Here is a 23,251-nt window from a genome sequence, read left to right on the forward strand (position 1 = left end):
GTGCCCGGCTGTGATCCCTCGGTGGTGAGAGCGGGCACACCGCCGTGGGCAACCGATCGCGCTGAGCGTCCTCTGTAGGCTGTAGGCGCACCGTAAAGCCCACCTGATTCGACACCGTCGTCGTCCGCCCGGGCAGCGGCGCAGCACGGCCTGGTGCCGCTGCGTCCTTCTCACTGGTGGCCGGCGACGAGCTGCGCTACTAGGAGCAGACCGTGCCCGTCGTACTCGTCGCCGAGGAGCTCTCACCGGCCGGGCTGGAGGTCCTCTCTGGGGACTTCGAGATCCGCCACGTGGACGGGGCCGACCGATCCGCGCTGTTGCCGGCGCTGGCGGACGTGGACGCGGTCCTCATCCGTTCGGCAACGAAGATCGACGCGGAGGCGCTCGCCGCCGCGCCGCGGCTGAAGGTCGTGGCCCGGGCCGGGATCGGGCTCGACAACGTCGACGTGCCGGCCGCCACCAGCCGGGGCGTCATGGTGGTGAACGCACCGCAGTCGAACATCGTCAGCGCCGCCGAGCACGCGGTCGCCCTGCTGTTGTCCGTGGCCCGTCGGGTGCCGGCCGCGCATGGCGCGCTCGTCGGCGGCGAGTGGAAGCGGTCGAAGTACGTCGGCGTGGAGCTGACCGAGAAGACCGCCGGCGTCGTGGGGCTCGGCCGCATCGGCGTCCTGGTCGCGCAGCGCCTCGCCGCGTTCGGGATGGACATCGTCGCCTACGACCCCTACGTGTCGGTGGCCCGGGCCTCCCAGCTGGGCGTCCGCCTGGTCGACCTGGACGAGCTCCTCGCCGTCAGTGATGTGATCACCATTCACCTCCCCAAGACGCCCGAGACGCTGGGGCTGATCGGCGCCGAGCAGCTCGCGCGGGTCAAGCCCGGTGTGATCATCGTGAACGCCGCGCGTGGTGGCCTGGTCGACGAGGCCGCGCTGGCCGAGGCCGTCAGTTCCGGCCGGGTCGGTGGCGCCGGGCTCGACGTGTACGTCAAGGAGCCGACCACCTCCTCGCCGCTGTTCGGCCTGGAGAACGTGGTCGTCACCCCGCATCTCGGCGCCTCGACCCAGGAGGCGCAGGACAAGGCGGGCCTCGCGGTGGCGAAGTCGGTGCGCCTGGCGCTGAGCGGCGAGTTCGTTCCCGACGCGGTCAACGTGCAGGCCGGCGGGGTCGTCGCCGAGGACGTGCGGCCCGGCCTGCCGCTCGCCGAGAAGCTGGGCCAGCTCTTCTCCGGCCTGGCCGGGGGTGTCGCCGCGGCGATCACGGTCGAGGTGCGGGGCGAGGTCGCCGTGCATGACGTCTCGGTGCTGCAGCTGGCCGTCCTCAAGGGTGTCTTCACCGACATCGTCGAGGAGCAGGTCACCTATGTGAACGCGCCACTGATCGCCAAGGAGCGCGGGGTCGAGGTCGGGCTGGAGACCTCCGAGGAGAGCCCGGACTACCGCAACCTCGTGACGGTGCGCGGAGCGCTGCCCGACGGCACCGCCGTCTCGGTCAGCGGCACCCTGGTCGGGTCGCGGCAGGTCGAGAAGATCACCGCGATCGACGGGTTCGAGGTGGACCTCCGGCCCGAGAACCACCTGGCCTTCTTCCGTTACGAGGATCGCCCGGGGATTGTCGGTGCCGTCGGCGCACTGCTCGGCGAGGCCCATATCAACATTGCCAACGCGCAGGTCAGCCGTCTGAGCGCCGGCGGTGAGGCGCTCATGTCCCTGTCCCTGGACGACGCGGTGGCGCCGGACATCCTGACCGAGATCGCGAAGATCATCGGCGCGTCCTACGCGCGGGCGGTCAGCATCTCCACCGACTGACCCAGGTCAAAGGGGTTTTTTCGCGACGCCTCGGTGTGACTCGACCTGATCCGGCTGATCGTTAGGCAGAAGTGACGCCCGAGGCGCTTGCCGGCGTTACCGTGACACACATGGCGCCACGGCACCCGGATCCGTTCGAGGGCGTGCGGCTTGACGAGCGCTTTGTGCGGTCCGCACGCTTCCTGGAACCCTCGGCGATGGAGCGTGCGGGCCGGTTTCCACCTGCCGGCGGGGCGCGGTGCACGGTCGTGCCGGCGCCCCGCGGCCTGCACGGGCTGGTCTTCCGGCTCTTTGTCGCCCCGCCGCGTCCGGCGCCGCGGGCGAGGCGCCTCACCTGGGTACTGGCCGTGCTCACCCTCGCGCTCGGGATGATCAGCCTCACCTTCATAGCGCTGCGCCAGACGGCGCGCAGCGTTCCGGTCGCGACCTTGCCGCAGCCAGCCTCGGGGATCAGCGCCACCAGCAGCACGCTTGCCTCGCGAGGGGCCGGCGGTGAGGTCGCCACCACCGCGACCAGGTTCACGACCGGCCCGTCATCGCTGGCAGGGAACGGGGCGGCGGCGGGCCTGGCTGCCGCCGCTTCACAGGGCTTCGACCTCACGCCGGCCCTGTTCGCCGGGCTGCGGGCGGGGGACTGCCTGGCCTGGCCGGCCGCGCCGGCGACCAGGCTGGCCCCGGTGCCGGTGGACTGTTCCCAACCTCACATCGACGAGATCACGAAGGTCGTGGACCGGGCTGGAGGCTACGCCTCCTGGCCCGGCACGGACGTGCTCAGCGCATCCGCGACGGACCTCTGCGGCGGTTCCCTGCTGGCGTCCGCGGGTGCCTTCGACGTGGCTTCGAGCGGGGTCGTCGCGACGGTGTGGCCGGACCAGGCCAGCTGGGAAGGCGGCGTGCACGGGCTCGCCTGCACGATCCGCTCGCAGGACCTGACTCCCCGGTCCGGGCGCCTGGTGATCCCTGCACCCGTTCAGGGCTGACAGCTATCCAGGGCTGACAGCCGTCCGGAGCCGACGGCCGGCCGTCCGGAGCTGACATTCGGATCTGACATTCGATGTTCTGGGTGGTGGCGTGGGCGACGGTGTGCGGCGGGTCGGGTTCGCCGGCCGTCGGGTAGGCTGACTAGGCGATGCGTGCGCTGCTTCTTCTTAGGTGCCGCGGCGGGGCCTGATCCGGGCTGTCTGATCCGGAATATTGGCTGGCTTCCCCGTCGCGGAGTTCTCGTGCGTCAGCACCGGTACCCCTGCCGCTGATCTCAGTCAGCGCTGAGTTTCAGGCAGGCGCTGAGGAACCGGCCCGCATACCCGAGGAAGCAGGAACAGTGATCACACCTCAGCAACCATCTGGCATGCCCATCGAGAAGTACCGCCCGTTCCAGGCGGTCACGCTGCCGGACCGTACCTGGCCGGGCGCCACGATCACCCGGGCACCCCGCTGGTGCAGCGTGGACCTGCGCGACGGCAACCAGGCGCTGATCGACCCGATGACTCCGTCCCGCAAGATGCAGCTGTTCGAGCTGCTGGTGGCGATGGGCTACAAGGAGATCGAGGTCGGCTTTCCCGCGGCGAGCCAGACCGACTTCGACTTCGTCCGTCAGCTGATCGAGGGCGATCGGATCCCTGACGATGTGACGATCCAGGTCCTCACCCAGGCGCGTGAGGAGCTGATCGAGCGCACCGCCGCGGCGGTGGCCGGGTCCGACCGTGCTCTGATCCACCTGTACAACTCCACGTCGACGCTGCAGCGCCGGGTCGTGTTCGGTCTCGACCGCGCCGGCATCACCGACATCGCCGTGCAGGGCGCGCGCTGGTGCGTCCAGTACGCGGAGAAGCTGCTGGACGGGACGGACGTCCGCTGGCAGTACAGCCCCGAGTCGTTCACCGGGACGGAGCTCGACTACGCGGTCGAGGTCTGCGAGGCGGTGATGGATGTCTGGGAGCCCACGGCGGAGAACCCCGTGGTCCTGAACCTGCCCGCCACCGTCGAGATGTCGACGCCGAACATCTACGCCGACCAGATCGAGTGGGTCAGCCGGAACCTGACCAGGCGCGACGCGGTGGTGCTGTCGCTGCACCCGCACAACGACCGGGGCTGCGCGGTCGCGGCAGCCGAGCTCGGCGTCATGGCCGGTGCGGACCGGGTGGAGGGCTGCCTGTTCGGCAACGGCGAGCGCACCGGCAACGTGTGCCTGGTCACCCTCGGGCTGAACCTGTTCTCGCAGGGCGTCGACCCGGAGATCGACTTCTCCGACATCGACGGTGTGCGCCGCACGGTGGAGTACTGCAACCAGCTGCCGGTGCACCCCCGTCACCCCTACGGCGGCGACCTCGTCTACACGGCCTTCTCCGGCTCCCACCAGGACGCCATCAAGAAGGGCTTCGAGGCGATGGAGCGCACCGGCCAGACCCTGTGGGAGGTGCCCTACCTGCCGATCGACCCCAAGGACGTCGGCCGCAGCTACGAGGCCGTCATCAGGGTGAACAGCCAGTCGGGCAAGGGTGGCGTGGCCTACCTGATGAAGTCGGAGTACGCGCTGGACCTGCCGCGGCGGCTGCAGATCGAGTTCTCCGGCGTGGTGCAGAAGCACACCGACGACGCCGGCGGCGAGGTCACCGCCGACCAGCTCTGGGAGATCTTCACCCGGGAGTACCGCCCGCAGGGTGGCGACCCGGAGGCGCCGCTGGAGCTGCTGGGGTCGCGGACGACCGCGGCGAGCGGCGAGCGGGACGAGGTGACCGTCTCGGTGCGCCTGCACGGGGTCGAGAACGTGATCACCGGCACCGGTAACGGCCCGATCGACGCGTTCGTCGCGGCGCTGTCCGACCGCGGGGTGCAGATCCGGGTCCTCGACTACAACGAGCATGCCCTGGGCTCCGGGGCGGACGCCCGTGCCGCCGCCTACCTGGAGGTCGCGGTCGGGGACGCGGTGTTCTGGGGGGTCGGGATCGACCCGAACATCGTCACGGCGTCGATGCGCGCGGTCATCAGCGCGGTCAACCGGGCAGCGGCCCAGGCCCGGGTGGCGCCGCCGGTGCCGGCGCAGTGAGGTGGCGTGGGCCCGGTGGCGCGGCCTGCCACCGGGCCCACGCCCGCTCCAGGCGTGCCGTCAGTGCGTGCCGTCAGTCGTTGTGCGCGTTGAGCGCGGTGGGCTCGACGTCGCGGATGCCGCGCCGGACCAGCTCGGTGAGCTGCAGCGGCACGTCGGTCATCCCGTGGTCGACCCGGGCGTGCGTGTCGACGGAGGCGATGATCTCGTCCTCGCTGGGCGCGACCAGGCGGGTCTCACAGTCGTGGATGATCGCCCCGCAGTAGAACTCCTTCATCACCGGGGGGCGCCCCAGTGTGATCTCTCGGACCCGGGTGCCGGGATCACCCACGGGGCGCGGGGCGATCAGGGCCTGCGCGGTCCAGAACCGGTTCCGCCTCATACCGCCGACAGCTCCGCGAGACGCAACATCAGGCGCTCCATCCGTACCAGGCCGAGGGGTCGTCCCATTTCGGTCACGATTATCACCGGGTCGAACCGACGCCCCTTCGGGCGGGTCATGGCTCGGCGCGCCACCTCGGTCACGGGCTCGTCCGGCCGGGCGAACAGCGAGGTGGGAATCCTGCGGGGTGCCTGAGCTCCAGCGCCTCCAGCTGCGCCGGCGCCTCCGGCGGCCCCGGCGCCTCCGGCAAGTTGCAGCGCAACGGGCCGGCACCGGTTGCTGACGATGATGGTCGTCTCCCCGGCCCCGTCGCGGTCGCCGTTGCTGTCGCCGTCACGGTCGCTGTCGCCGGAGGGCTGCCGCGCGGCGCCGGTTTCCGTAGCCGAAGCCGGGGACTCCGGCGCGTCCGCCAGGTCGAGCATGCAGGGCGGGCACGCCGCGTCGCGGGCGCACTGCCCGTGATCACCGGTGGACACCCGGGCCGGCTCCATCAGGCTGACGATGTGCGCGGAACGGTCGGTATGCGCGGCCATGGTCTGGATCCGTCTGGCCACCGAGGGGTCGAGGAACTGCCAGTGGGCTGACGGACGTCCGAGGAGAAAGCCCTGTGCCAGCGGGACGCCCAGGGCGACGAGCATGGTGAGCTCCTCCACCCGTTCGATGCCTTCGGCGATCACCCAGCCGTTGAGGCGGCTGGCGAACCCGCCGACCAGCTCGGTCAGCGCGATCTTCACCTGGTCGTCATCTATGTGGGTTACGAGCGATCTGTCCAGTTTTACGAAATCCGGGCGGATGTAGGTGAGCTGGCGCAGCCCCGCGTAACCCGAGCCGACATCGTCCATCGCAATGAAGGCACCTCTGTCGCGGAGCTCCTGTGATGTCGCGGCCAGGGCCGAGGAGCAGTCGATGGCCACCGCCTCGTTCAGCTCGAGAACCAGCCGGGAAAGATCGGCTGTCCGCCAGACGGACTCGACCTCCGGGCTGGAAAGGAGATGCGGGAAGACGTTGACGGCGAGAAAACAACGATCCGGAAGGTGATCCCGTGCGGCGATCGCCTTGCGCAGCACCCGCGCCTCCACCTCGGCGGCGACACCGAGACGATCAGCCTCGGCGAAGACGAGGTCCGGGGCGTTGCGTGGGTCGTCGCCGAAGCGGGCCAGTGCTTCGTAGCCGGCTGTCAGGCCCAGCCGGAGGTCCACAATTGGCTGGAAGACAAGGCTCGGTGCGTCCGGGTCGGCCAGGATCCGGTCGATGTCGGGACGGGCCGGTGGTCCCACGGCGGGCTGGAGCTTTGCCACCGCCGAGACCTCTCCCACCCCGCCGTGGCCTCCTCGACTCGCGGATCCGCGGCCCGTCGGCCGGCCGGTGTCCGCCGAACGCCCGCTGGTCAGGCGCTGAGGAACCATGCGTCGTGCACCCCCTCGTATCCCCGCACGTCGCATCAGCAAAGTTGTTTATTTCGTACCACTTTTACGGCGGGATCGGCATGCTGTCTACGTGGAGTTGTGGTGCTGTGCGTGGGTGTGGTCCGAACTTTGTCCGTTGTGCATTTTTCGAAGTCAACGCGATTGTGTTCCGGTTGATATGCGCAGGGTCGGCCGGTGCTTCGTTTGGATCGACTGATCGGCACGCGAATGCAGCGCACTCGTTGAACGGAATGCCGGGCTGACCCGACTGCCACCACGGGCCGTGGTCGGCGAGCACGATCGGCCGGTGGAGCGGCCCGCCGAAGCGCTGCATGCAGGTCCTCTCACGGAGGGTGGCGGAGGGGTCGGTCCAGCCGAGTGGGTCCGTGGGGGCCGACTACAGTCAGGCCTCATGAGGCTTGCGGTCATAGGTGGCGACGGGATTGGTCCGGAAGTGGTGGCGGAGGGGCTGCGTGTACTGCGCGCGGTCTACCCCAAGGTCGAGACGACCGACTACGAGCTGGGTGCCCAGCGGTGGCACCGGACCGGCGAGACCCTGCCCGACAGCGTGCTCGCCGAGCTGCGCGGCCATGACGCGATCCTGCTGGGCGCCGTAGGGGACCCGGGCGTGCCGAGTGGTGTTCTCGAGCGTGGGCTGCTGCTGCGCCTGCGGTTCGAGCTCGATCACCACGTCAACCTTCGTCCGGTGCGGCTCTACCCGGGCGTGACCACGCCGCTCGCCGGTGACCCCACCATCGACATGATCGTGGTCCGGGAGGGGACGGAGGGGCCCTACGCCGGTGCCGGTGGAACGCTGCGTCGCGGCACGCCGCACGAGGTGGCGACCGAGGAAAGCCTGAACACGAGGTTCGGCGTCGAGCGGGTCGTCCGGGACGCCTTCGCGCGGGCGAGCCGGCGGCCGCGCGCGCATCTGACCCTGGTGCACAAGACCAACGTCCTCACCAAGTCCGGTGATCTCTGGGCCCGCACGGTGGCCGACGTCGGCGCGGAGTTCCCCGGCGTCACCGTCGATTACCAGCATGTCGACGCGGCGTCGATGTTCTTCGTGACCAACCCCGGGCGGTTCGACGTCGTGGTCACCGACAACATGTTCGGCGACATCCTGACCGACATCGGCGCCGCGATCACGGGCGGCATCGGGCTGGCCGCGAGCGGGAACCTGGACCCGTCGGGTGCGAACCCGAGCATGTTCGAGCCGGTGCACGGCAGTGCGCCGGACATCGCCGGCCAGGGCCTGGCCGACCCGACCGCGACCGTGGCCTCGGTCGCCATGCTGCTCGACCACCTCGGGCACACCGGCGAGGCGGCACGGGTGGAGGCGGCGGTCGCCGCGTCACTCGCGGCGCGTGCCGCGTCCGACGGGGGGCGACGGTCCACCCGTGAGATCGGGGATGACCTGGCGGCGCGCGCCGCCGGCTGAGCGGCGCCGGCACCGCGCGATGGCGGTGGCGGTGGCATCGTCGCGGGCGGTGCCCGCGCCGGCGGTCGTTTTCCGTTCGGTCATCCGGGGGCTATTCTCGGAAGGGAGCCGTAGATCCGGTACGACGGCAGCCGACAGGGCCTGACCACGGCGACGATCGGCAGTTTCGTCATCTCTGACTGTTCGTCACAGTGTTCGCCTGCGCCCTCGTGCGCCCTGAAGTCTTTCGTACTGGAGTTGCCATGCCCATTACCCCCACTTCAAAGATCTGGATGAACGGCGAGCTCGTCAACTGGGACGACGCCCAGGTCCACGTGCTCAACCCGAGCCTCCACTACGGCTGGGGTGTGTTCGAGGGCATCCGCGCCTACGCCACCTCGAGTGGCAGTGCGGTCTTCCGGCTGACCGACCACATCGCGCGTCTCTACCGCAGCGCCAAGATCTACATGATGGAGCCGGCCTTCTCGCCGGAGGAGATCATCCAGGCGACGAAGGACCTCATCGTCGAGAACGACGTCCAGGCCTGCTACATCCGCCCGCTGATCTACCTCGGCTACGGCGAGATCGGTCTCAACCCGCTGCCGTCCTCGATCGAGGTGATGATCGCGGTCTGGCCCTGGGGCTCCTACCTGGGGGAAGAGGCCGAGCGTAACGGCGCGCGCGCCACCATCTCGACCTGGCGCCGCAACGACGCGAACATCATCCCGCCGGCGGCGAAGGCCACCGGGCAGTACATCAACTCGTCGCTGGCCAAGGTGGCCGCCATCAAGGCCGGCTACGACGAGGCGATCATGACGAGCCCGAACGGCCACATCGCGGACGGCTCCGGGGAGAACGTCTTCATCGTCTCCGGGCGGAAGGTCATCACCCCGCCGCTCAGCGATGGTCCGCTCGGCGGCATCACCCGGGCGTCGGTGATGCAGATCGCGGCGGACCAGGGCTACGAGGTGCTGGAGCAGCACATCGTGCGGACGGACCTGTACCTCGCCGACGAGGCCTTCTTCACCGGCACCGCGGCCGAGATCGTTCCGATCGCGTCGGTGGACGACCGGCCGGTCGGTGCCGGCCGGCCCGGCCCAATCACCCGGGAGATCCTCGACATCTTCCACCAGGCGACCCGCGGCGAGCTCGACCGCTACAAGGACTGGAACGAGTCCGTGCGCTGAGGCTCACCGCGGCCGCGTAATGCCTACGGCCCCCGCCCGGGTAACTCGCCGGGCCGGGGGCCGTTGTCGTTTCGGGACGTTTTATGGCGCAGTGACCGCTGTGTGCTGTCCCTTTTCTGACACCATCGACAGCCGTTCTGGCGTGTGCTCTGGCCAACTCGACCTTGGCCGCCTACCGTCTCCCTTAGTCGTTTCACGAACGCACAAGCGTCAGGAGCGAGCCGGTTCAGGAGGGCGCCATGCGGGTTTCGGACGGAATGAGTGTTCTGGTCCTCGTGATCGGGCCGAACCACACGCTGCGGCAGGCGGCCCGGCTGATGGCCGCCCGGCAGGTCGGTGCTGCGGTGGTCCTCGACAGCGAGAGTCAGGGGTTCGGAATCCTGACCGAGCGCGATGTTCTCCGCTCGGTCGCCCTCGGCCAGGATCCTGACGTCGAGCTTGTCGGCGATCACGTGACGAGGGACGTCGTGGTGGCCGGCCCTGACTGGTCCCTGGACGAGGCCGCCGCGGCCATGCTGCGGGGTGGCTTCCGGCACCTGATCGTGACCTCGGGAGCCGAGGTCGAGGGTGTGCTCTCGATGCGAGACGTCGTCCGGTGCTGGAGTCGCCGGCGGGTCGCTGCCTGACATGATCCGGATCGCCAAGTGTGGTCGTCGAGTGACGTTGTGACGATGAATTCACCGAGTCGGGCATCCGTGGCGCATCACATGCCCCGACAACGCTACGTTCACGGAATGCACGACACTGAGGCGGTCACCCTGCTGCGGGCGACCACGCTGCTGAAGGAACTTGACGAGGAGGACCTGCTCCGGCTGGCCAGCAGGTCGGTGACCCGGCGGTTCCGCCGGGGGCAGGTGGTCTTCACGGAAGGCGAGCCCGCGGACACACTGCTCGTGGTCGCCTCGGGCCGGCTGAAGGTGCTCACCAAGGCGGACGACGGCCGTGATCACGTTCTGAACATCGCGGGCCCGAAGGAGACGCTGGGCGAGCTCAACATCGTCGAGGCCGGGACACGTTCCGCAAGCGTCGAGGCGCTGGAACCGAGCACCGCGCTGGTGCTGGACCGCAGTGCCGTGTGGGAGCTCGTCCGGGAACGCCCGGCCGTCGCCGAGCAGCTCATCCGGGCTCTGGTCGCGCATGTGCGCCGACTGACCGGCGCGAACGCCGACCTGGTGTTCCTCGACCTGCCGCGCCGCGTCGCCAAGCTGCTGCTGATGCGGATGCGCGAGGCCGGCCGCCCGGTCATCGAGCTCGGGCTCACCCAGACCGAGATCGCCTCGCTGCTGGGTGGCTCACGCCAGTCGGTCAACCAGGCGCTGCGTGAGTTCGAGCGGCGCGCCTGGATCCTGTCCGAGGGGCAGACGATCACCATCCTGCAGGTCGACCGGCTTCGGCGCTTCGCCGGCGACTGAGCCGGCTCGCCGCTTTTCCGGGCTCCCTCGCCGATTCCCGCTCCGTGGCTCCGTGGCGGCGGGCCCCGCCCGGCAGCCGCGAAGCCGGCCCGCCGGCCGCCACGCCACGAGCGGTGCGTAGCGTGGGGGGCAGGAACGGGTCGCATCGAGTACGGCAGGGGCCCGCCGGCGCCGGCCTTCCGGGCCGCCGGCCCGGCCCCGGGCGAGAGAACCCCAGGTAGATCAGGTGGGCCAGCACGATGGCGCTCGCCACACTTGCTACGTGTCCAGCGTGTTACGACATAAGGTGGGACGCTGGCGGCGAACCCGTCCCCGTCGCGCGTACCGGTCACTGACCACGGAGACCGGGGCGCGTGACGGCCAGACAAGGTTCCGGCGAGAGGTCCAGCTGTGCACCACGACGTCCCAACCACCACCCGAACCGCTTCCGCCGATGCCCGTGCCGAGGGCGCCCCGGCGGAACCCGTGTTCGACCGTGAGTCGCTGCACATCTACGACACGACCCTGCGGGACGGAACCCAGCAGGAAGGGCTCTCGCTTTCGGTCGCCGACAAGCTCGTCGTCGCTCGTCATCTCGACGATCTGGGCGTCGGGTTCATCGAGGGCGGCTGGCCCGGATCGAATCCCAAGGACGCCGAGTTCTTCCGCCGTGCCCCCACCGAGCTGAACCTGCGCGGCGCGCTGCTGACCGCCTTCGGTTCCACCCGGCGGGCGAGCAAGGCCGTGGCCGACGATCCGCAGGTCGCGGCGCTGCGTGACGCGGGTACCGCGGTCGTGTGCCTGGTGGCCAAGGCCGACCGTCGGCACGTCGAGCGCGCGCTGCGCACCACACCCGCCGAGAACCTGGCGATGATCCGCGACACCGTCCGGCATCTGACCGCCGAGGGCAAGCGGGTGTTCGTCGACGCGGAGCACTTCTTCGACGGTCACCGGGCCCACGCCGACTACGCCCTGGAAATGGTGCGCACGGCGGCCGAGGCCGGTGCCGAGGTCGTCGTGCTGTGCGACACCAACGGCGGGATGCTTCCGACCAGGATCGGCGAGGTCGTCGCCGAGACGCTGGCGCTCACCGGTGCGCGGCTCGGCATCCACTGCCACGACGACGCGGCCTGCGCCGTCGCGAACAGCCTGGTCGCGATCGAGGCCGGGGCGACCCATGTGCAGGGCACCGCGAACGGCTACGGCGAGCGCTGCGGAAACGCCAACCTGTTCAGCGTGATCGCCGGCCTGGAGACCAAGCTGGGGCGCCAGGTGCTGCCCGCCGGGCGGCTGCGCGACCTCGTCCGGGTGTCTCACGCCATCGACGAGGTCACCAACTCGGTACCGGACAACAGCCGGCCGTATGTCGGGGCGAGCGCTTTCGCGCACAAGGCCGGCCTGCACGCGAGCGCGGTCAAGGTCGACCCGGACATGTACCAGCACATCGACCCGGCCGTGGTCGGCAACGACATGCGGATGCTCGTCTCGGAGCTGGCGGGCCGGGCGACGCTGGAGCTCAAGGGCCGGGAGATGGGCCTGGACCTGTCCGGCGAGCGTGAGGCCCTCGGCCGGGTGCTGGAGATCGTCAAGGACCGTGAGGCCGCGGGCTACTCGTACGAGGCCGCGGAGGCCTCCTTCGAGCTTCTGCTGATCGACGAGGTGTCCGGGCGGGAACGCTACTTCACCCTGGAATCCTGGCGGGTCATCGTCGAGCAGCGGGCCGGTGGCGAGGTCGTCAGCGAAGCGACGGTCAAGCTCACCTCCCACGGCGAACGGCACGTTTCGACCGCCGAGGGCAACGGCCCGGTGAACGCGCTCGACACCGCGCTGCGGGCCGCGCTGGAGAAGGCCTACCCGGGCCTCGTGGACCTCGACCTCGTCGACTTCAAGGTCCGGATTCTCGACGGGAGCCAGGGCTCCGGAGCGGTCACCCGGGTGCTGGTCGAGACCAGTGACGGCCGCGGCCGTTGGGACACCATCGGGGTCGACGAGAACATCATCGCGGCCTCCTGGGTGGCGTTGCAGGATGCAGTCATCTACGGGCTGCGTCGCCAGGGCGAGCGTCCCGACCCCGACGCGGTCTAGTCCGGTCGCCTGGCGGTCCCCCATCGCCAGATCAACATCGTCAACGCCGCCTATGCGGCGTCCGCCCGTCCTGCCAAAGATTTCTCCGCTCGTGCCAACGCGGCGCGGCCATCCTTTGGTGCCCGTTACGCTGACCGCGACGCTTCCGGCGATCCGGCTAATCCACCGCATATCGGTGTCCTGGATGTCCGAGGCGATGGTGAGACGCGAGCTCGGTCACCAAGCCGGGGAGAGGGGACGGCGGTGTCGCGGTGTCCGGCTATGGCGCGGTGTCCGGCTATGGAGTGCCAGACCATAAGCGGCCGCCTGTGGGGGCGGCTGTGAGCCGCCGGGCCGTCCGTGGCGCGGCAGGTAACGGTGCTGCGGGTCATGGCGCTGCGGGTCATGGCACGGCGGGCCGCCGGGCCGGTGCGCACCGGTCGTCGCGGGCCGCGGCCGAGGCGGCGTGGGTCGATCCTCCGTCGAGGCGCCGCAGGCCGGCGACAGCACGCGGCCAGGTGACGGCCCGCCGGCCGACGTCGTCAGCCGCCGCCGGTGGGCGACGCCGACGCAACGCCGGCCAGGCGGCACGTGTCTCCTGGGGTGCGCTGCTGAAGCTCCCGCTGGCGGTGGCCGTGCTCACTCTCGCGGTGACCGCGGTGGCCACGCCCGCGCCCGCCGCCGAACCGATCAGCCTGCGCGGGCCGGTCAACGGCCGGATCGACCAGGTCGAGGTGCTGCCCGACAACGGGGCCGACTTCGGTGGAGCGACCGTGGAGGACCTGGCCGGTGTGGTCGGCGCGTCCGGGCAGATCCGGCTGCCGGTGCGTGACGGGCTCACGGTGTCCGCCGGTACCGGGCGCGGGACCGCGACCCGCTCCGGGTCCGACGTCGCCGCCGACGACAACGACGAGGCGGACGACGGTTCGGCGCCGGATTCGACGGTCCGTAACGAATCGCTGACCACGCCGCCCGGTTCGAGTGCCGAGGCCTCCACGATCCCGTCCCGGGCGTTGGCCGCCTACACGAGCGCGGCCGACCGGGTGAACGCCGAGCGGCCGGACTGCTTCCTGCACTGGTCGCTGCTGGCAGGCATCGGCGCGATCGAGTCAGGCCACGGAAAGGGCGCGGCGATCGACCCGGCCACCGGCCGGGTCACACCCACGGTGGTCGGCCCGCGGCTCGACGGCTCGGCCGGCATGTTCCACATCCGCGACACCGACGACGGCTGGCTCGACGGTGACCGCGAGCTCGACCGGGCGGTCGGACCGATGCAGTTCACCCCGGCGATGTGGCGCTGGGCCGGCCGGGACGCCGACGCGGACGGACGTGCTGACCCCAACGACCTCGACGACGCCACGCTCGCCGCGGCGGAGCTGCTCTGTGCCTCCGGTGACCTGCGGATCCCGAAGAACGTGCTCACCGCGGTGCGCTCGTACAACCCGTCGGAGGCGTACACCCGCTCCGTCCTCGGCTGGGCGGCCTGGTACGCCGTCGGCGCGACGGTCGTGAGCGGCCTGGGCACCGAACCGGCCGACGCGACCGGTGGTGACACCTCGGATGATCAGGGGGCGCAGGGCCTGCCGATCGACCAGCCGTTCGAGGTCACGGCGCTGACGCCGCTGGCAGGCGCGGAGGGGCAGGGCTGCCTGACGCCGGTGATCGACCAGGGATCGATCAGTGTCGACGGGGTCGGCGGCGATGTGCTGACCGGCTCGGACCATGAGTCGTTGGAGGTACGCGGCCGGGTCGGGGGCACCGAGGGCCGGACGGTGACCATCGAGCTGGTGGTGCTCGACAGCACGGGCGCGACGGTGGCCACGGGGACGAGTGCCCGGACCGTGTCGAGCGGTGACGAGGTCGTCTCGTTGGGACGGGTGGACGGGCTGGCGATCGGCCGGGCGACGGGCCGCGGCCCCTTCGACGTCGTGGTCCGGGTCCTGCCCGGCGGAGCTGACTGCCCGGCCGCCGAGACGCGGACCCGGGCTGCCGACCTCGATCCCGCGGACTTCACCGGTGCTCCGCCCACGCTCGCCGGGTTGCGGCGCCATCTGGAGACCTACCGCGACACCGGACGCATCACCCGGACGGCCGTGGACGACCTGCTCGCCACCCTGCCGGACGGCGATGGCGGTCTGCAGGCCGCTGTCGAGCTGTCCCGTTTCCTGGACCGGCTCGCGGCCGCGATCCAGGTGGGAGAGATCGCCGCCGATGCGCGGATCGGTCTCGGCGAGGTGATCACGGCCCTGTGCGCCCAGGTGGATCCGGGCTCTGCCGCCGCGGGTTCGGCCGCCGCGGGTTCGGCCGCCGCTCCGGGAGCTGCCGGAAGCGGTGGCGACGGGAGCACGCTGCCCTTCCCGGTCGTGTCGTTGGCCCCGTAATCCCCAACCGCGACAGGCGTGCGTCCCGCTGTCTCCCGGTGGCTATGGGTAACCGAGCGCCGTAGCCTCACCGTCACGGGGAGGTGGCGATGGTGCTGCGGGCGATCCGGGGCCGAGTGCGGGACAGGCGCGCTCTGCGCGATGCGCTGGAGCGGGGGGCAAGCGGTTCGAGTGCGCCGGGCGGTTCAGGTGCGCCGGGCGGTTCAGGTGCATCGGGCGGCGGCCCAGCTGGCGCCGGGCTGGCCGCCTGGACCACCGGGACGTCACGGGACGGTGTCTTCGTCGGCCTGTTCGACCTCGATGACCCCGGCGATGTGGATGGCACCGAGTTCTGGCAGGGCAGGACCTGGGAGTCCTTCGGAGGGTTGCTGCGCCCCGTGGCCGTGATCGACCATCCCCACGTGCAACTCGTCGGCGAGACGAGCCCGGCGGGGGAGGGAGGCTGCCCCGAGCTGGGGCGGGCGCGGTTCGTGCGGATCACCTGGGGGCGGACCGCCGACTGGGCGGCACTGTGGGAGCTGCGGAGGCGGCTCGCCCGCCGGCTGCCTGACGCCCGCCCGGACCTGCTGGGCCTGCTGTCGGCCTGCACGGCGAGCGGATGGCTGGTTGAGGCGGCCTACCACGAGTCCGAGGAGCTGACGCACGCGGCGGACCGTGGCTGGCAGGAACCGGAGGTCGCGGAGCTGCTCGCCGAGGCGAGCAGCTTGGTCGCGGTCGCCGCCGTGGACGTCCTGCCGGCTCCCTGGCTGGCCGGTCGCCGGCCTGCGACCGGCGACAGCGACGACATCGGGGGCGACAGTGGGGGCGTCGGGGCGGCCCGGCACCCCCGGGGCGTCGCGTCCCGGAAGGTCAGTCCTCTTCCGGGATCTCCTCCCACCACTGGCACCACCAGTCGCCGCCGACCAGGATCCGCAGCTTCGGGTGCCAGCAGTAGGTGATGTCCTTGTCGGTGTCGAGGTAGTACAGGCAGTTGTCGCAGCGCTCGTCGCCGTTGGGCTTGCCGCGAAGGATTGCGTCCTCCGCGAGGTGGCCAAGCTGGACGCTGAGCTCCTCGTCGATCGGCTTGGGCTCGGGTGCGCCAACGTCGTAGACGGGAGTGGTGTCAGTCTCGGTCATCGTGCTCCTTCCAGATCGAGGCCGGTCCGTGATGGGGCACCGCTGTCCCGACCCGGGGCGCGGACCCGTACGGGGCAATCCTGCCTGATTCTCGGTCCCCTTTCGCCGCCCCGGCGAATCGGATGCCTCGGCGAGGCTGGTGCGGTGCGGTGCGAGCGGGCCAGCCATGGTCAGACATGGTCAGTGGCGGCCGGACCTGGCCGGATGTGGCCGGATGGTGGTCCGGCGGGCTCAGGGCTGCGCAGCGTCGGTGGTTGGGTGCGCCGCACCACGCCCCCGACGCGTAGCTGGGTCGGTACGGTCGCCCAGTGCGCATCGCGAGGTTTACAGACGGATCGGAACCGGCGTTCGGAGTGGTCGAGGGGTCACCGGAGGAAGGAACCGCGGTTGTAGCCGGGATCACACCGCATCCGTTCGCTCCGTTCACCTTCACCGGGGTGCGGCGTCCGCTGGCGGAGGTCCGGCTGCTCGCTCCGGTGCTGCCGAGCAAGATCCTGTGCATCGGCAAGAACTACGCGGACCATGCGCGGGAGATGGGCGGTGAGCCACCGGCGAGCCCGGTGCTGTTCCTGAAGCCGTCGACCAGCGTGGCCGGCCCGGGGGACCCGGTCATGCTGCCGGCCGAAAGTCGGCGGGTGGACTACGAGGGTGAGCTGGCCGTCGTGATCGGCCGGCTCTGCCGGGACGTCCCGGTGGAGCGGGCGATGTCCGTGGTGCTCGGCTTCACCTGCGCCAACGACGTGACGGCCAGGGATGAGCAGGCGACGGACGGCCAGTGGACACGGGCCAAGGGGCATGACACGTTCTGCCCGCTCGGGCCCTGGATCGAGACCGAGCTCGATCCGTCCGACGTGGCCCTGCGGACGACGCTGGACGGCGAGGTCCGGCAGAACTCCCGGACCAGTCACCTGCTGCATGACGTGCCGGCCCTGGTCGCCTTCATGTCGCGTGCGATGACGTTGCTCCCGGGAGATGTCCTGCTTACGGGCACTCCCGCCGGAGTGGGGCCGATGGAAGCCGGGCAGACCGTCGCCGTCACCGTGGACGGCATCGGAACCCTGACGAACCCGGTGACCGCCAGGTAGCTCCTCGGGTGCCGCGGGGTCGACCGTCCTGGACCCGCCCGACCCCCGGACCTCGATCTCTGGAACTGGCCGGCCGTGTCCTGGCCCCACTCGCGGATCAGGGCCGTGCATGGGGTACAGTAGGCAACGCCCGCAAGGGCCCCTTGGGGTATGGGGTAATTGGCAGCCCAACGGATTCTGGCTCCGTTAGTCTAGGTTCGAGTCCTGGTACCCCAGCTGCACCAAAAGCACGAAAATGCTGTATATTGCAGGAACGGTTCTGGCCCCGTCGTCTAGCGGCCTAGGACGCCGCCCTCTCAAGGCGGTAGCGCCGGTTCGAATCCGGTCGGGGCTACATTTGAAGTACATCAGACGCCAACCTTCGGGTTGGCGTCTTTCTTTTTCTCCGTCGACGCCAGGCGCCGCTGTCGGCGCCGGCCGCGGGCGAGTGACGTACGTCTCCTTGTCTCCGCGTCGCGTTGTCGTGGAACGCGTCGAGGGCTCCGAGTAGGCCTCGGAGCCCTCGACGAGCGCCCGACGGACGCGGAGGTCTGCTGAGCGTGGCGGGGCGTTCCCGGGCCGGCAGGGCGGCAGGGCGGCGGCGCGGTGGCGGCGGGCAGGCCTGGCCGCGGTGACCTTGCCGGCGTGCGCCGGCCGCGACGCATGCCGCGGGTGGTCCGGGGTGGTCCGGGTGCTCTGGTTGTCGGTGCTGGGTCCGGTCGGGCTCCGGTCGCCGCGACGGACGACCTACCGGAAGGTGGCGGTGGAGGACTAGTTCTTGGGCGTGGCCCTAGTCAACGACACGGAGACGAGGCATGGACGCTGGGTGACGGGCCATCGCGCACGGCCGGCAGTTGCACGTGACCGGCCCACCCCAGCCGTGGACGACCTCCGCGGGCCCTTCGGACCCGTCGACCTGCTCCGAGCCGACGAGACGCAACAGGGGCCGGGGCGCCAACACCCCGCGGACACCGCTCTGGGCGCCATTTACCGCAGGTTGCGGCGCTGTCTGGGTGATGAGGGCGGTCGCGGTCGCGGTAGTCAGGGCAACTGGGGGCACGTGTCCTCCTTCACGGGCGGCCGTCGGCGAGGCCACCTCGCGGACCACAGCCTGTCGGGAATGCCGGCATCTGCGCCATGCCCTTTTGAGCCCCTTACCGGGTGGTGCGGATGGCCTAGTCAAAGCTGGGCATAGTCGTCATACGACACCACCCGTGCCAGCCATGGCGCTCCGGGACCGGAACGGGGGAAACTTGCTCGGATGTCCTCCGCCAGCCCCTCCATGCCCGCACGGGCGCGCCGCCGTCACGGCAGTGCCCATGTAGGGCGCGCCGCCCGGCGGCCCGAGAAGCCTCGGCCGTCCCGGAACCACGCGGCGGATTCCGGGCTGGCCGCGTCGGGTGTCGACACCACGTCCCGTGGGCCGGTCTCCTGGTTCCCCCGGGGCCGGGGCCTGCCCACGGAGGACTGGGCCGCCCGCCACTCCCTGATGTGCTGGGTGCTCGCCCTCCACCTGCCGGCGATCGTCGTGTACGGCCTGTGGCGTGACCACAGCCTGCCACACGGTGTCCTGGCCGCCAGCCCGCCCGCGCTGCTGTTCGGTGCGGCGCTGGTGCCCGGCATGCGCCGGGTGCGGGCCCTCGCGGCGAGCCTGGGGCTGCTGTGCTGCTCCGTCGTCTTCGTGCATCTCTCCGACGGCCAGACCGCGATGTACTTCCACTTCTTCGTCGTGGTGGCGCTCATCGCCCTCTACGAGGACTGGACCGTCTACCTGCTGGCGATCGCGTTCGTGTTCCTGGCCAGCCTGGAGATCGGCGACATCGTCACCGCCGAGGCCGCGGGGCGGATGGAGGACAACGCCCTGGTGCTGGCCGGCCTGCACGCCGGCTTCATCTGCGCCCTCGCCGGCGCCCAGATGGTCTTCTGGCACTACAACGAGCAGTCCCGCCGGCGGGAGGAGGACTACCGCCAGCAGCTCTACGAGGGCCAGCAGAGCCTCATGGCCCGGCTGGAGGAGACCGACCGTATCCGCAGCGACCTGGTCGCGACGGTCTCCCACGAGTTCCGGACGCCGCTGACGGGAATCCGCGGCACCCTGCTGACCATCCGGCGCCGCCGCGACCGCCTCTCCGACGCCCAGCTCGACGGGATGCTCGACTCCGCCGTCACCTACTCCGACCGCCTGTCCAGGCTGCTGGAGAACATGCTGACGGCGGCGACCGCCACCGGAACCGACGACAACACCGTCGCCGACCTACCCGAGGTGGTCCGGGACGTCATCGCCGGCCTGACCTATGCCGGCAACAGCGTCACCGTGGACCTGCCGCCCCAGCTCTCCGTGCGGATGGCCCGCCAGGCCCTCCACCAGGTCGTCGCGAACCTGGTGGACAACGCGCTCGTGCACTCCTGGCCGGGCGCGCCGGTGCGGCTCATCGCGGGCCGGGTCGGCGACGAGGTGGTGCTCCGGGTGCGCAACCCCGGGCCGGACCTCGATCCGGCGACCATCCGCCAGCTCTTCGAGCCGTTCACCCAACGGGACGGGACGGCTACCCGCCAGACCGACGGTGCCGGGATGGGGCTCTACGTCGTGCGGCGCCTGGTCGAGGTGCACGGTGGCCGTCTTCGGATGTCCTCGGAGAACGGCGAGATCATCGTCGAGGTCGACCTGTGGGCAGCCTCGCCGGCCGCCGCCACGGGTGCCGCGGAGCCAGCTCCCATGCCGGTTCCGATGCCTCTCCCGCGCAGTCTGCGCACCCGGGGCGACCTGCCCGACCCGCCGGCTCTGCCCGCGGGCTCCGGAGCTCTGCTCCGGCCCCGGGGTGGCCCTTCCGGCAGCGGCGCGGGCTCACAGGTGCCGACCCCGACGCCGGCGAACTTCCCCAAGCCGTCCTCCGCCCGGCTGCCCGCCGTACCCCCGGCTCCGCCGGGCCCGCGGGCAGCAGCCGAGCCGGCGCAGGGGTGGCCGTCATCGCTGCCCGCCGACTGGGTTGGCTGACTCTGCCGTCTGTCAGCCCGGCCGTCTGTCAGCCCGGCCGCCTGTCAGCCCGGCCGCCTGTCAGCCCGGCCGTCTGTCAGCCCGGCCGTCTGTCAGCCCGGCCGTCTGTCAGCCCGGCCGTCTGTCAGCCCGGCCGTCTGTCAGCCCGCGGAGCGGCGCCGGGCTGGTGCCGCCCCGCCGGTGTGACAGGGGTCGGGCGATCTACTCGGCTACGGCGATCTACTCGGCCACGATGCCCCACGCACGAGCGCGATCCTTGCTACCGGAGAAAACCTGAGGATTTTGGTCTCTGGAACGACCAAGATCCTCAACACTCAGAGTCGAAGCCTCGAGTTGCCGCAGTGGCTGGCGTTGCTACCGGACAAGATCTGAGGATCCCGGTTGCCAGAACGACCAAAATCCTCAGATCTTCGAGCCGGCGCGGCCGGCGTCACGGGCGGGCGCAGGAGGACGGCGCCCGTCAGGTTCGGATGCCCGTCAGGTTCTGGGGCCGTCGTCACCGGGGCGCTTGTCACCGGGGCCGGGGCCGGTGACGCGAGACACTTCGGCTCCAGCCAGACGTTCTCGCCCTTGTGCTTCATGGTGCCGGCCGAGGGGGTGGTACCGGCCGCGGTGGTGCCGGTTCCCCACTGGCAGCCGCCCCCGCCGTCCAGAACGCCAAGCCCCGCGCCGGTCAGCGTGCTGCGGGCCGCGCTGAGCGAGCTGCCGGCGACGGACGGGACCTCGACGCAGTCCGTGGCCTGCACGGTCAGTGTGACCTTCGTGGAGACCGGGACGACGCTGCCGGCGTTGGGGCTCTGACCGAGCACGATCCCGCCGCTCTTGCCCTTCTGGCAGGTCTCGCTGGTCGCGACGTTCGTGAAGCCCTTGCCGCTCAGTGCGCTCGTCGCGGCTGACTTGCTCTGGCCCGTCACGTCGGGGACGGTCCCGTCCTTGGCCGTCGGCGAGGCGGAGGCGCTCGCGGTCGCGCTCGGGGAGGCCGTCCCGGACTGGGTGGCGCTGGCGCCGGGCGAGGTGCTCTGGCCGGGACGGCTGGATGCGGTGCCGCGCGCCGCGCCGGTGGAGCGCCCGTCCGTGCCGGCGGCCGGCGGGGCCATGCCCGGCGGCATCGGGCTGCCGCCGGGAAGGGTCGCGACCGCGGACGGGTCGGTGAGTATCTGCTGGTTGCCGTCCGCGGTCAGGGCGGTGTCGTTGCCTCCGGCGGCGGCCAGCGCCCAGCCACCGGCTCCGGCGACGAGGGCCACGACCAGTCCGGCACCGGCCGCGATGCGGCTGCGGCGGCGGCGGTCGGCCGCCGAACGGCCGCTGGGTGCGCCCGCTCCCGGCGGTCCCGCGGGTGCGGAATCCTTGCTCTTCGAGATCACCGTGTTGCGGTCGGAGGCCGAGCCCGCCGAACGCGCGGGAACCCGGACCGCGGGCTGGGCCCCGGTGGCGGCGTCGGACCAGTCGGCGCCGGCGCCCGGGCCGGTCCCGGCACCAGCGCGGTCCGGCCGCACGGGCGGCATCCCGGCGATCTGCGTGTGCGCCGCGGCATCCCAGTCGGCGCGGGCCGGTGGAATGCCGGCGACCTGGGTGTGCGCGGCGTCGTTCCAACCGGTGTGGGCGCCGGTCGCGTCCCCACCGGCGGCGAGCAGGCTGGTCGCGGCGACGGGGGCGATCCCACCGACCTGGGTGAGCGCGGCGTCGAAGGCGGCGTCGCGTCCCGCGGCCGTGCCGTGCCGACGTCCGGCTGCGCCCGATCGGCTGGCAGCGCCGGGTCGCTCGGCCCGGTCGATCCGGGTGGTGTGGTTGTTGTTGCCGGAGTCCTGGTCGAAGTCGTGGTCGCGGTCGTCGTCCTCGAGGGCGTCGAGCAGGTCCTCCGCCGCGTCCGCCGCGGTGGCCGGGCGTTGCTTCGGCGACTTCGCGAGCATCGAGGCCAGGACGTCCCAGACCGCCGCCGGCACACCCTGGATGGGCAGCGGCTGCTCCTCGCGGTGCGCCCGCATCAGGTCGGCGGGATGCGCGTGGTCGAACGGGGGACTGCCGGCGATGAGCTCGTAGAGCACGACTCCGGCGGCGTAGATGTCCACCGAAGGTGTCGGTGGGACGTCGTCCGCCAGCTCGGGTGCCATGTAGAGCGGGGTCCCGATCGGGCCGGTCAGTGATGCCCGGCCCGGGGTGTGGATCATGCGGGCCACGCCGAAGTCGGTGAGCCGCACGTAGGGACGACGCGGATCCGAGGTGTCGATGAGCACGTTCTCGGGCTTGACGTCGCGGTGGATGATGCCCGCGTCGTGCACGCTGTCGAGCGCCCACAGCAGGCCGATGACGAGGCGGGCGGCCTCGGTCACCGGGCGTGGGCCGCTCTGGTCGAGGTGCGCGCGCAGGTCGATGCCCTCGACGAGGTCCATCACGATTGCCAGCGTGCCGGGCTCCTTGATCAGGTCCCGCACCCGCACCAGTTCGGGGCTGTCAAGCTGCACCAGGAGGTCGCATTCGCGGAGGAACCGGTCGACGACCTCCGGATCATGCGCGAGTTCCGGCCGGAGAACCTTGATAGCCACCGGCTCCCCGTCGGGGACGTGGGCCCCGCGCCAGACCTGGCCGGCAGTGCCCTGCCCGATCAACTCGTGCAGGACGTACCGCGAACCCAGTTTGCGCACTGCGCCTTTCCCCCTTTGACTGCCGTGGGGAGCCTGACCGGTGTGAGCCTGCGCCCCGTCGTGACGGGGACCCGGCAACCGCAGCGCGCCGACGTGCCTGCCGTCGCTGGGATTGCGCATGGCCACTGGCGCCGCGTCCGACCGGAGCGATCGGCCTGGAAGCACATCGGGCCGGGCACTCGCAGCCCCGGCCGGAAACCGCGGAGCCACGGTCAGGCCGAACCGTGCGACATCCATGTCCGTGGGTGGACAACCGCTCGGAAACATCGATCCTGACTGTTGACCACCAAAGGCTACGACGTCGCATCTCACCCGGTTGCGTCGGGGTCCCGCTGACGCTTGCCGCTGTGGCTGG

The 23,251-nt window shown here is 71.1% G+C and carries 16 protein-coding genes and 2 tRNA genes; 14 read left to right on the forward strand and 4 right to left on the reverse strand.

What is annotated here, in order from left to right:
• Nucleotides 1-212: 212 nt before the first annotated feature.
• The 3 genes from serA (at nt 213) to leuA (ending at nt 4,848) form a co-directional block, all read left to right on the forward strand.
• Nucleotides 213-1,802 carry a phosphoglycerate dehydrogenase gene (serA, locus tag FREUN1FDRAFT_RS15325; protein ID WP_006541009.1) on the forward strand — a complete coding sequence of 530 codons (1,590 nt, stop codon included), beginning with the start codon at nt 213-215 and terminating at the stop codon, nt 1,800-1,802.
• A 110-nt stretch (nt 1,803-1,912) separates the two neighbouring features.
• Nucleotides 1,913-2,782, forward strand: a complete 870-nt coding sequence (locus tag FREUN1FDRAFT_RS15330) for a septum formation family protein (protein ID WP_035951733.1) — start codon at nt 1,913-1,915, stop codon at nt 2,780-2,782.
• Between the two features lie 368 nt (nt 2,783-3,150).
• Entirely contained in the window at nt 3,151-4,848 is a 1,698-nt protein-coding gene (gene leuA, locus FREUN1FDRAFT_RS15335) for a 2-isopropylmalate synthase (RefSeq protein ID WP_050795880.1), read from the forward strand.
• A 73-nt stretch (nt 4,849-4,921) separates the two neighbouring features.
• Here leuA and FREUN1FDRAFT_RS15340 read toward each other — a convergent pair whose 3' ends face one another.
• Both FREUN1FDRAFT_RS15340 and FREUN1FDRAFT_RS15345 read right to left on the reverse strand, forming a co-directional pair.
• Nucleotides 4,922-5,230, reverse strand: coding sequence for a DUF1059 domain-containing protein (locus tag FREUN1FDRAFT_RS15340; RefSeq protein ID WP_006541012.1), 309 nt, complete (start codon nt 5,228-5,230; stop codon nt 4,922-4,924).
• The gene (locus FREUN1FDRAFT_RS15345) at nt 5,227-6,636 is read right to left on the reverse strand and encodes an EAL domain-containing protein (protein ID WP_035951723.1); all 1,410 of its coding nucleotides are present in this window, start codon (nt 6,634-6,636) and stop codon (nt 5,227-5,229) included. Before FREUN1FDRAFT_RS15345 ends, FREUN1FDRAFT_RS15340 begins: the two co-directional genes overlap by 4 nt.
• A gap of 412 nt (nt 6,637-7,048) precedes the next feature.
• Between FREUN1FDRAFT_RS15345 and FREUN1FDRAFT_RS15350 the strand changes: the two genes are divergently transcribed.
• The 7 genes from FREUN1FDRAFT_RS15350 (at nt 7,049) to FREUN1FDRAFT_RS15380 (ending at nt 16,017) form a co-directional block, all read left to right on the forward strand.
• Nucleotides 7,049-8,077, forward strand: a complete 1,029-nt coding sequence (locus tag FREUN1FDRAFT_RS15350) for a 3-isopropylmalate dehydrogenase (RefSeq protein WP_006541014.1) — start codon at nt 7,049-7,051, stop codon at nt 8,075-8,077.
• Between the two features lie 242 nt (nt 8,078-8,319).
• Complete coding sequence (locus FREUN1FDRAFT_RS15355; RefSeq protein WP_006541015.1) at nt 8,320-9,243, forward strand: branched-chain amino acid transaminase; 924 nt, start codon at nt 8,320-8,322, stop codon at nt 9,241-9,243.
• A gap of 239 nt (nt 9,244-9,482) precedes the next feature.
• The gene (locus FREUN1FDRAFT_RS15360) at nt 9,483-9,869 is read left to right on the forward strand and encodes a cyclic nucleotide-binding/CBS domain-containing protein (RefSeq protein WP_006541016.1); all 387 of its coding nucleotides are present in this window, start codon (nt 9,483-9,485) and stop codon (nt 9,867-9,869) included.
• A gap of 108 nt (nt 9,870-9,977) precedes the next feature.
• Nucleotides 9,978-10,655 (forward strand): Crp/Fnr family transcriptional regulator, encoded by a 678-nt coding sequence (locus FREUN1FDRAFT_RS15365; RefSeq protein WP_006541017.1) that lies wholly within the window; start codon nt 9,978-9,980, stop codon nt 10,653-10,655.
• 465 nt (nt 10,656-11,120) lie between these two features.
• Nucleotides 11,121-12,719, forward strand: coding sequence for a citramalate synthase (gene cimA, locus FREUN1FDRAFT_RS15370; RefSeq protein WP_157474807.1), 1,599 nt, complete (start codon nt 11,121-11,123; stop codon nt 12,717-12,719).
• Between the two features lie 497 nt (nt 12,720-13,216).
• Nucleotides 13,217-15,079, forward strand: coding sequence for a lytic transglycosylase domain-containing protein (locus tag FREUN1FDRAFT_RS15375; protein ID WP_006541019.1), 1,863 nt, complete (start codon nt 13,217-13,219; stop codon nt 15,077-15,079).
• Between the two features lie 89 nt (nt 15,080-15,168).
• Nucleotides 15,169-16,017: a hypothetical protein gene (locus tag FREUN1FDRAFT_RS15380; protein ID WP_006541020.1), complete on the forward strand. Its 849-nt coding sequence runs from the start codon at nt 15,169-15,171 to the stop codon at nt 16,015-16,017.
• Here the strand turns inward: FREUN1FDRAFT_RS15380 and FREUN1FDRAFT_RS15385 are convergent.
• On the reverse strand, nt 15,929-16,195 hold the full coding sequence (locus FREUN1FDRAFT_RS15385; protein WP_006541021.1) for a hypothetical protein: 267 nt from the start codon (nt 16,193-16,195) through the stop codon (nt 15,929-15,931). The genes FREUN1FDRAFT_RS15380 and FREUN1FDRAFT_RS15385 overlap by 89 nt on opposite strands.
• Nucleotides 16,196-16,503: 308 nt before the next feature.
• Between FREUN1FDRAFT_RS15385 and FREUN1FDRAFT_RS15390 the strand changes: the two genes are divergently transcribed.
• From FREUN1FDRAFT_RS15390 to FREUN1FDRAFT_RS15405, 4 genes are all read left to right on the forward strand, one after another.
• A complete protein-coding gene (locus FREUN1FDRAFT_RS15390) occupies nt 16,504-17,280 on the forward strand; it encodes a fumarylacetoacetate hydrolase family protein (protein ID WP_006541022.1) in 777 nt (258 codons plus the stop codon).
• Nucleotides 17,281-17,424: 144 nt separating this feature from the next.
• Nucleotides 17,425-17,496: transfer RNA gene (locus FREUN1FDRAFT_RS15395), tRNA-Gln, on the forward strand.
• A gap of 45 nt (nt 17,497-17,541) precedes the next feature.
• Nucleotides 17,542-17,614: transfer RNA gene (locus FREUN1FDRAFT_RS15400), tRNA-Glu, on the forward strand.
• A gap of 906 nt (nt 17,615-18,520) precedes the next feature.
• Nucleotides 18,521-20,254: a sensor histidine kinase KdpD gene (locus FREUN1FDRAFT_RS15405; RefSeq protein ID WP_006541024.1), complete on the forward strand. Its 1,734-nt coding sequence runs from the start codon at nt 18,521-18,523 to the stop codon at nt 20,252-20,254.
• A gap of 314 nt (nt 20,255-20,568) precedes the next feature.
• On the opposite strand, the gene FREUN1FDRAFT_RS15410 is transcribed toward FREUN1FDRAFT_RS15405, so the two are convergent.
• Entirely contained in the window at nt 20,569-22,896 is a 2,328-nt protein-coding gene (locus FREUN1FDRAFT_RS15410; protein WP_006541025.1) for a serine/threonine-protein kinase, read from the reverse strand.
• Nucleotides 22,897-23,251 lie beyond the last annotated feature (355 nt).

Source organism: Parafrankia sp. EUN1f (assembly GCF_000177675.1).
Classification (GTDB): Bacteria; Actinomycetota; Actinomycetes; order Frankiales; family Frankiaceae; genus Parafrankia.